Source organism: Micromonospora phytophila (assembly GCF_023656545.1).
In the GTDB taxonomy this organism is placed as follows: domain Bacteria; phylum Actinomycetota; class Actinomycetes; order Mycobacteriales; family Micromonosporaceae; genus Micromonospora; species Micromonospora phytophila.
This window is the reverse complement of record NZ_JAMOKF010000039.1, coordinates 20,418-28,466: the sequence shown is the minus strand read 5'-3', so window position 1 is coordinate 28,466 and position 8,049 is coordinate 20,418. Positions and strand designations below refer to the sequence as shown.

Genomic DNA, 8,049 nt, shown 5'->3' with positions numbered 1-8,049 from the left:
GGGACCGGCAGGCCGCCGGGGAGCCGGTCGAGGATCGCCGCCTCCCGGGCGTACCAGTCGGCCAGGTGCGGTTGCTCGGCGGTGGCCGCGGCCTTGACGAAGGCGCGACCGCCGTCGGCGGTGCTGAGCACCGCGGCGAAGCCCCGGGTGAACCCGGCGCCGGCGACCCGGGCCGTGACCACCGGCGCGCCGAGCCGGTCGGCGACCGCGGCCCGCAGCGTCGCCGGCAGGGTCGCCCACTCCGGTCGGAGCGCGCTTGCGTGGTACGGCACCGGGGGCAGCGACGTCGGGGGCACGCCACCATGCTGCCGGGGTACGTGTCGTACCGCACCGCGATACTGCGCCCCATGATCGGGACCGACGAGTTCTGGGCGCTGATCGAGGCGTCCGCGACCGCCACCGCCGACCCGGACGAGCGGCTGGCCTGGCTGACCGACCGGCTCGCCGAGCGGCCGGCCGACGACGCGGTCGACTTCGCGTTGCGGCTGGACGAGGCCCGGGCGCGGGCCGACACCTGGCACCTGTGGGGGGCGGCGCTGCACCTCTGCGGCGGCCTCTGCTCCGACGACGGCTTCCACTACTTCCAGGCCTGGCTGGTCGGGCTGGGGCGCGAGACCTTCGAGCGGGTGGTCGCCGACCTGGACGCGCTCGCCGACGTCCCCGAGGTCCGCCGGCTCGCCGAGCGGCCGACCGACGACTGGGACGACGCCGAGTGGCCCGACTGGGAGTCGCTGGACTACGTCGCGGGCCGGGCGTACGAGCGGATCACCGGGCTGCCGGAGGGGCTGGACGACGCGGTGGAGGCGCGCGGGCGGGCACGCAGCGAGTTGCCGGACCCGGTCGACGAGGCGTGGGACCTGGACGAGCCGGAGGAGGTGGCCCGGCGTTACCCGAAACTCGTCGCGCTCCTCCTGTTGGGCGACGGGAGCGGCCGCCCGGTCTGCCAGACTGCCAAGCCATGAGGACCGACGACTTCTGGCAGTTGATCGACCGGGCCCGGGCCGGTGGCGGGGGAGAGCCGGGCGCGGTCGCCGCGCGGGCCGTCGCCCTGCTCGCCGAGTGCGACCCGGACGACATCGTCGGATACGCCCGCCACCAGGCCCGGGTGCTGGCCGCCTCGCACAAGGTGGATCTCTGGGGAGCGGCGTACCTGATCAACGGCGGCGCCTCGGCCGACGGCTTCGAGCACTTCCGGGGCTGGCTGATGACCCAGGGGCGCGAGGTCTTCGCCCGCGCGGTCGCCGACCCGGATTCGCTGGCGGAGCTGCCGCGAGTGCGGGCGGCGTCGCTGAGCGGGGAGGAGTTCTCCGCCGAGGCGATGCTGGCGGTGCCCTGGGACGCGTACCGGAAGGCGACCGCGGCCGATCTGCCGGCGGACCGGGAGCCGGTGCGCGCGCCGGACCTCAACGACTTCTGGGACTTCGACGACGAGGAGGAGGCCCGTCGGCGGCTGCCCCGGCTCGCCGCGCTCTTCGTCGAGCCGCCCGCCGAGTGACGCCGCCGCAAGGGTGACGCCGGAGTGCCGCGGGCGCCGGGGATCGCCCGCGCAGTGGGCGCGCGCCGGCGACGTGGGAACATAGAGGGGGCCGGCGTCGCGCCGGCCCGCTCACGTCAGCCGACCAGAACGGACCGCTGTGCCACCGAAGCTCGATCCCGGCGCGAATGCTCCTGGTTCCACCGACCCCGGTCGCATCCGGAACTTCGGCATCATCGCCCACATCGATCACGGGAAGTCGACCCTGGCCGACCGGATGTTGCAGCTCACCGGCGTGGTCGACCCCCGGCAGATGCGTGCGCAGTACCTCGACCGGATGGACATCGAGCGCGAGCGCGGCATCACCATCAAGAGCCAGGCCGTCCGGATGCCGTGGACCATCCGCGAGGGCGAGCGGGCCGGTGAGCAAGCGGTGCTCAACATGATCGACACTCCGGGGCACGTCGACTTCACGTACGAGGTGTCCCGGTCGCTGGCCGCCTGCGAGGGGGCCGTGCTGCTGGTCGACGCCGCGCAGGGCATCGAGGCGCAGACCCTGGCCAACCTCTACCTGGCGCTCGAGAACGACCTGCGCATCATCCCGGTGCTCAACAAGATCGACCTGCCGGCCGCCCAGCCGGAGAAGTACGCCGAGGAGCTGGCCCACCTGATCGGCGGCGACCCCGCCGACTGCATCCGGGTCTCCGGCAAGACCGGCGAGGGCGTGCCGTACCTGCTCGACGAGATCGTCCGGCAGTTCATCCCCCCGGTCGGCGAGGCGGACGAGCCCGCCCGGGCGATGATCTTCGACTCGGTGTACGACGTGTACCGGGGCGTGGTCACCTACGTCCGGGTGATCGACGGGCGGATCAGCGCCCGGGACCGGATCAAGATGATGTCCACCGGCGCGGTGCACGAGCTGCTGGAGATCGGCGTCATCTCACCGGAGATGGTGAAGGCCGACGCGCTCGGCGTCGGCGAGGTGGGTTACCTCATCACCGGCGTGAAGGACGTCCGGCAGTCCCGGGTCGGTGACACGGTCACCATCAACAGCCGGCCGGCCAAAGAGGCGCTGGGTGGCTACAAGGACCCGAAGCCGATGGTCTACTCCGGCCTCTACCCGATCGACGGGTCCGACTACCCCAACCTGCGCGAGGCGTTGGACAAGCTCAAGCTCAACGACGCCGCGCTGGACTACGAGCCGGAGACCTCCGGGGCGCTCGGGTTCGGCTTCCGCTGCGGCTTCCTCGGTCTGCTCCACCTGGAGATCATTCGGGAGCGGCTGGAGCGCGAGTACAACCTCGACCTGATCTCCACCGCGCCCAACGTGGTCTACCGGGCGATCCAGGAGGACGGCGTCGAGATCGTCGTCACCAACCCGAGCGAGTACCCGACCGGCAAGATCGCCGAGGTGTACGAGCCGGTGGTCCGGGCCACCGTGCTGACGCCGAACGACTACGTCGGCGCGGTGATGGAACTCTGCCAGGGCCGCCGCGGCACCCTGCTCGGCATGGACTACCTCTCCGCCGACCGGGTGGAGCTGCGCTACACCCTGCCGCTGGCCGAGATCATCTATGACTTCTTCGACCAGTTGAAGAGCCGGACCAAGGGCTACGCCTCGCTGGACTACGAGCCCTCCGGCGAGCAGGCGTCGGACCTGGTGAAGGTGGACATCCTGCTGCACGGCGAGCCGGTGGACGCGTTCAGCGCCATCGTGCACAAGGACAAGGCGTACAACTACGGCGTCACCATCGCCGCCAAGCTGCGCACCTTGATTCCGCGCCAGCAGTTCGAGGTGCCGATCCAGGCCGCCATCGGCAGCCGGGTGATCGCCCGGGAGACCATCCGGGCGATCCGCAAGGACGTGCTCGCCAAGTGCTACGGCGGTGACATCAGCCGTAAGCGCAAGCTGCTGGAGAAGCAGAAGGAGGGCAAGAAGCGGATGAAGATGGTGGGCCGGGTGGAGGTCCCCCAGGAGGCCTTCATCGCCGCGCTCTCCTCCGACTCCGACGCCAAGGCTCCCGGAAAGAAGTGAGCCGCCGTTCACCGGCGGATGACGACGTACGACGGCCGGTGCCCCGGCCGGGCGACGGGCCCCGTGGTCCCGCCCGGCCGGGGCGCCGGCCGTTCGCGTAGGAAATTTTCTCCGCTCCTCCGGCCGCCCGGGTCGTCGGCCGGACGGCGCACCACCTGCGGGGACGAGTCTGCGGCGGCAATCGACGCGGCGTCCGCCATTGACGGCCGACGTCGTCTTTCCGCGATTGAGTCGGTTTGGTTTTTCGGCGGGTCGGGAACTTAGCGGTCACGACAGGAACGCCACAGACCGTGGATCTCATTTCTTAGAAGGAGGGCGACCGTGGAGCTCACCGTGTGGGGCATCATCACTGCGCTCATTGTTGGTCTCATCGTCGGCGCTCTGGGCCGCCTGATCGTTCCGGGCCGCCAGAACATGCCGATGTGGCTGCACATGCTGATCGGTGTCGGCGCCGCGTTGCTCGGTACCGTCCTGGCTCGCGCCATGGGCATCGCGACCGCGACCGAGGGCATCGACTGGGGTGAGCTGGCCGTGCAGGTCGTACTGGCCGCCATCGCGGTGGCCCTGGTCGCCGGCGTGGGTCGTCGCCGCAGCGTCACCCACCGGTAATCACCTCAGCAACCTCGACGGGCGTCCGACCGGCAGGTCGGGCGCCCGTCGGCGTGCGCGTCGCCGCAGGCCGGGTTCGCGGGGGTGGTGCCGGGCCGGCCCGGGCCGGCCCGGGGCCGGACGACGTGCGGGTGTGGGCGCCGGGGCGTCCGGTCTGGGTGTCCGCGGGGTCCGCTGTGCCGTGAAGTCGGTTTGGGATTTCGACGGGTCGGGAACTTAGCGGTCACGACAGCAACACCACAAACCGTGGAACTTCATTTCTTAGAAGGAGGGCGACCGTGGAGCTCACCGTGTGGGGCATCATCACTGCGCTCATCGTTGGTCTGATCATCGGCGCGCTGGGCCGCCTGGCCGTTCCGGGCCGCCAGAACATGCCGATCTGGCTGCACATGCTGATCGGTGTCGGTGCCGCGCTGCTCGGCACGGTCATCGCGCGGGCGTCGGGCTTCGCCGACACCGCCGGTCTCGACTGGCGTGAGCTGCTGCTGCAGATCGTGCTTGCCGCCGTCGCCGTGGCCCTGGTGGCCGGTGTCGGCCGTCGGCGCGGTGTCACGCACCGGTAATTCCGCACAGCCTGAACCCGACGGGCGCCCGACCATCAGGTCGGGCGCCCGTCGCGTGTGGGTACGACCGGTTTCGCCCCGGTGCCAGCGGCCCCGTGGACCACCCGGCCTGCGGTACGGTCGCCTCGCTTTCGCTGACCGCCCACTGTCGTAAAGGAATTTTTCCTACTAAGGTGCGGCGGAGAAGGTTAGTGCCAAGCGGCGCGAGGGAGATATGGCGTGAACAGGTGGAAGCGGCTGGCCCCGGTCACCGCCGTCGTGGCCTCGGCCGCGATGGTAATGGCCGGTTGCGGTGGCTCTGACGACGACAAGGCCGCAGACAACAGCAAGCTGACGGTCTGGATGATGGGCGAGGGGAGCGAGGCGCAGACCACGTTCCTCGACGGCGTCGAGACCGAGTTTCGGCAGAAGCACCCGGACACCGACGTGGTGGTCCAGTACATCCCGTGGCTCGAGGCGCCGAAGAAGTTCCAGGCCGCGCTCGCCGGCGGCGAGGGACCGGACATCACCGAGCTGGGCAACACCGAGACCCAGGGCTGGGCGGCGCAGGAGGCGCTGGCCGACGTCAGCGGCCGGATGGGCGGCTGGGCCGAGGGCAAGGACATCCTCCCCGACCTGGTGCGCAACGCCCAGCTCGACGGCAAGCAGTACGGCGTGCCGTGGTACGCCGGGGTGCGGGCCATCTACTACCGCACCGACTGGTTCGCCGAGGCGGGGGTGAAGCCCCCGACGACCTGGGACGAGCTGGTCACCGTCGCGAAGGCCGTGCAGGCCAAGAAGCCGAAGACGTACGGCATCGCCCTGCCGGGCAACTCCGAGCTGCCCTTCTACTCGTTCCTCTGGGGCGCCGGCGCGGAGATCGCCACCAACCAGGGCGGCACCTGGAAGTCCGGCTACAACACGCCGGAGGCGCAGAAGGCGGTCAAGTTCTGGACCGACATGGTGACCGTGCACAAGGTCGCCCCGCCCGCCGCCGCAGGCTGGAACGAGGTCGACGCCCGGACCCAGTTCGCCACCGGCAAGGCGGCGATGGCCTTCGCGGGCAGCTGGCAGCAGGGGGCCATGAAGAAGGACAACCCCGAGATCGAGAAGGTCTGGGGCACGTTCCCGATCCCCGGCCCGGACGGCAAGGCCGCGCCCGGCTTCGCCGGTGGCTCCGACCTCGCCCTCTGGAAGGACAGTGAGCGGCAGGACCTGGCCTGGGACTACCTCACCGTGCTGCTGAGCAAGAAGAACGGCCAGGCCTTCGCCGACAGCCTCGGCTTCTTCCCGGTCTACCAGGACCTGGTCAGCGGCGGTAAGTACGCCGACGACAAGATCATGGCCGCGTTCGCGACCACGCTGCAGAACACCAAGCTCACGCCGCTCACCCCGAAGTGGGTGGAGGTCAGCCGGACCAAGACGGTGACCCAGGCGATGAACAGCTCGGTCATGAAGGGTCAGAAGACGGTCGAGAAGGCCACCGCCGACGCGGCCGCGGAGATGGAAAGCATCCTCAACGCCAAGTGACCACGCTGACCGAGGCGCCGGAGACGGCCGCCGCGCGGGAGACCCCCGCGCGGCGGCGTCGCCGGGTGGACCGCCTGCCCTACCTGCTGCTCCTGCCCTGCCTGGTGATCATCGGCGTGCTGCTGCTCTGGCCGCTCGGCCAGGTGGTGGTGATGTCCTTCTACCGGCTCAACAGCGTCCGACAGCTGCGCGGCGACCGCGAGTGGCCGTGGATCGGGCTGGCCAACTACACCGAGATCCTCAGCGACCCGTTCTTCCTCACCGTGCTGCGCAACACGGTGCTCTTCGCCGTGGCCAACGTGGTGCTCACCATGATCCTCGGCACCCTGGTCGGGTTGCTGCTGAACCGGCTCGGCAGGCGGATGGCCGCCTTCGTGGCCAGTTGCGTGATGCTCGCCTGGGCCACCCCGGCGCTGACCGGCACGATCGTCTGGAAATGGATCTTCGACGACACCAGCGGCCTGGTCACCTGGCTGTTCAACGCGCTGCCCGACGGGCTCTCGCAGAGCCTCTTCGGGCGCAGTGACTGGACCGGCTACGGCTGGTTCAACTCGCCGCTGCTGTTCTTCACGATCCTGACCCTGGTGGTGGTCTGGCACTCGTTCCCGTTCATCGCGGTCAGCGTGCTGGCCGGGCTGAAGAGCGTGCCGAGTGAGCTGCACGAGGCGGCCCGGGTCGACGGGGCCGGGCCGTGGAAGGTGTTCTGGAAGATCACGTTCCCGCTGCTGCGGCCGGTCTTCGGGATCCTGGTCGTGCTCTCCACCATCTGGGACTTCAAGGTCTTCACCCAGCAGTTCGTGCTGGCCGGCGGCACCCAGGACCGGCCGACGTTCATGCTGTCGATCTACTCGTACGCGGAGGCGTTCTCGCCCCCGCCGAAGTACGGCCTCGGCGCGGCGATCGCGGTGATCCTGACCCTGATCCTGCTGGTGGTGACCGGCCTCTACGTCCGCATGGTGCTCAAGCAGGAGGAGGACGCGTGACTCGGCGCGCAGGAGCCGCGGGCGTGAAGCGGGTCGCCCTCAACGGCGCGGGTCTGCTGGTGGCGCTCTTCGCCGCGTTCCCGGTCTACTGGATGATCTCGACCTCGCTGAAGCCGAGCTCGGAGATCTTCTCGACCACGCCCCGCCCGGTGCCGGCCGAGCCGACCCTGGAGCACTACCGGCAGATCCTCACGGGCAACCTCATCCCGGGCGTGACCTTCGCCGACTTCTTCCTCAACAGCGCGCTGGTCGCCGTCTCCACGGTGCTGCTCAGCGGCCTGGTGGCGCTGCTGGCGGCGACCGCGGTGGCCCGGTTCCGGTTCAAGCTGCGGACCACATTCCTGATCATGCTGCTGGTGGTGCAGATGATCCCGCTGGAGGCCCTGGTCATCCCGCTGTTCCTGATGATCCAGCGGCTCGGGCTCTACAACACCCTGCCCAGCCTGATCCTGACCTATCTCGGCTTCTCGCTGCCGTTCGCGGTCTGGATGCTGCGCGGCTTCGTCGCCGCGGTGCCCAAGGAGCTGGAGGAGGCGGCCGCGATCGACGGGGCGAGCCGGGCGCAGATCTTCCGGCGGATCCTCTTCCCGCTGGTGGCGCCCGGCCTGGTGGCGACCAGCATCTTCTCCTTCATCACCGCGTGGAACGAGCTGATCTTCGCGTTGACCTTCATCAACGACCAGGACAGCTACACCCTGCCGGTGGCGATGACCTTCTTCTTCGGTCGCGACGACACCGCCTGGGGGCCGGTGATGGCCGCGTCCACGCTGTTCACCCTGCCGGTGATCGTCTTCTTCCTGCTGGTGCAGCGGCGGATGGTCTCCGGCCTGGTGGCCGGCGCCGTCAAGGGCTGACCGTCCGGCGGGGGCCGCGTCG

The 8,049-nt window shown here is 70.0% G+C and carries 8 protein-coding genes and 1 pseudogene; 8 read left to right on the top strand and 1 reads right to left on the bottom strand.

Features of this window, described 5'->3' with window-relative positions; translation table 11 throughout:
- Window positions 1-296 (bottom strand): annotated as a pseudogene (locus NCC78_RS08480) (aminoglycoside phosphotransferase family protein); the annotation flags it as partial.
- A 51-nt stretch (window positions 297-347) separates the two neighbouring features.
- On the opposite strand from NCC78_RS08480, the gene NCC78_RS08475 reads away from it, so the two are divergent.
- The 8 genes from NCC78_RS08475 to NCC78_RS08440 all read left to right on the top strand — a co-directional run bounded on the left by NCC78_RS08475 (window position 348) and on the right by NCC78_RS08440 (window position 8,027).
- Window positions 348-962: a DUF4240 domain-containing protein gene (locus NCC78_RS08475; protein ID WP_250793105.1), complete on the top strand. Its 615-nt coding sequence runs from the start codon at window positions 348-350 to the stop codon at window positions 960-962.
- Window positions 959-1,495 carry a DUF4240 domain-containing protein gene (locus NCC78_RS08470; RefSeq protein ID WP_250793103.1) on the top strand — a complete coding sequence of 179 codons (537 nt, stop codon included), beginning with the start codon at window positions 959-961 and terminating at the stop codon, window positions 1,493-1,495. The genes NCC78_RS08475 and NCC78_RS08470 overlap by 4 nt, the downstream gene beginning before the upstream one ends.
- Before the next feature lie 139 nt (window positions 1,496-1,634).
- On the top strand, window positions 1,635-3,509 hold the full coding sequence (gene lepA, locus NCC78_RS08465) for a translation elongation factor 4 (protein ID WP_250793102.1): 1,875 nt from the start codon (window positions 1,635-1,637) through the stop codon (window positions 3,507-3,509).
- A gap of 321 nt (window positions 3,510-3,830) precedes the next feature.
- Window positions 3,831-4,118 carry a GlsB/YeaQ/YmgE family stress response membrane protein gene (locus NCC78_RS08460; protein ID WP_250793095.1) on the top strand — a complete coding sequence of 96 codons (288 nt, stop codon included), beginning with the start codon at window positions 3,831-3,833 and terminating at the stop codon, window positions 4,116-4,118.
- Window positions 4,119-4,396: 278 nt separating this feature from the next.
- On the top strand, window positions 4,397-4,681 hold the full coding sequence (locus tag NCC78_RS08455; RefSeq protein ID WP_250793093.1) for a GlsB/YeaQ/YmgE family stress response membrane protein: 285 nt from the start codon (window positions 4,397-4,399) through the stop codon (window positions 4,679-4,681).
- Between the two features lie 219 nt (window positions 4,682-4,900).
- Window positions 4,901-6,190 carry a sugar ABC transporter substrate-binding protein gene (locus tag NCC78_RS08450; RefSeq protein WP_250793091.1) on the top strand — a complete coding sequence of 430 codons (1,290 nt, stop codon included), beginning with the start codon at window positions 4,901-4,903 and terminating at the stop codon, window positions 6,188-6,190.
- The gene (locus tag NCC78_RS08445) at window positions 6,187-7,173 is read left to right on the top strand and encodes a carbohydrate ABC transporter permease (protein ID WP_250793089.1); all 987 of its coding nucleotides are present in this window, start codon (window positions 6,187-6,189) and stop codon (window positions 7,171-7,173) included. The genes NCC78_RS08450 and NCC78_RS08445 overlap by 4 nt, the downstream gene beginning before the upstream one ends.
- A 23-nt stretch (window positions 7,174-7,196) precedes the next feature.
- A complete protein-coding gene (locus tag NCC78_RS08440; RefSeq protein WP_250793087.1) occupies window positions 7,197-8,027 on the top strand; it encodes a carbohydrate ABC transporter permease in 831 nt (276 codons plus the stop codon).
- Window positions 8,028-8,049 lie beyond the last annotated feature (22 nt).